The sequence below is a fragment of the Mesorhizobium sp. M7A.T.Ca.US.000.02.2.1 genome (assembly GCF_003996995.1).
GTDB lineage: Bacteria > Pseudomonadota > Alphaproteobacteria > Rhizobiales > Rhizobiaceae > Mesorhizobium.
In genome coordinates this window covers 1-518 of record NZ_RZTT01000897.1, presented here as the reverse complement: position 1 = coordinate 518, position 518 = coordinate 1, and the positions used below count along the sequence as shown (strand labels likewise).

1 protein-coding gene is annotated in these 518 nt (G+C 65.8%); it reads left to right on the top strand.

The features are described 5' to 3' along the window. A partial coding sequence (locus tag EOD15_RS35340; RefSeq protein ID WP_148129858.1) for a protease modulator HflK occupies positions 1–518 on the top strand: 518 nt, incomplete at both ends.

Sequence of the window (518 nt, the reverse complement as noted above, 5' to 3'; positions counted from 1 at the left end):
GTCCAAAGGGACCCAGCGGGCCACAGGGCTCGCCTCCCGATCTCGAAGACATCATCCGCCGCGGCCAGGACCGGCTGCGGCGCGCTCTTCCGGGTGGCGGCGGCGCGAGCCCGGCTATCTTCGCGCTGATCGCGGCTGCACTTGTGGTGCTGTGGGCGTTCAAGGCGGTTTATACCGTGCAGCCCGACGAGGTCGCGGTCGAATTGCGCTTCGGCAAGCCGAAGACCGAACTGTCGCAGCCTGGCCTGCATTTCCATTGGTGGCCGCTCGAAACCGTCGAGACGGCCAAGATTTCCGAGCAGCTCGTCGATATCGGCGGCGGCGGCGCGACAAGTGGCAACACGTCCGGGCTGATGCTTACCGGCGACCAGAACATCGTCAACGTCCAGTTCTCGGTCGCCTATCAGGTCTCTGACCCGAGCGCGTATCTGTTCGATGTGTCCGATCCCGACGGTATGCTGCGGCAGGTAGCCGAAAGCGCCATGCGTGAAGCCGTCGGTCGCCGGCCGGCGCAGGAC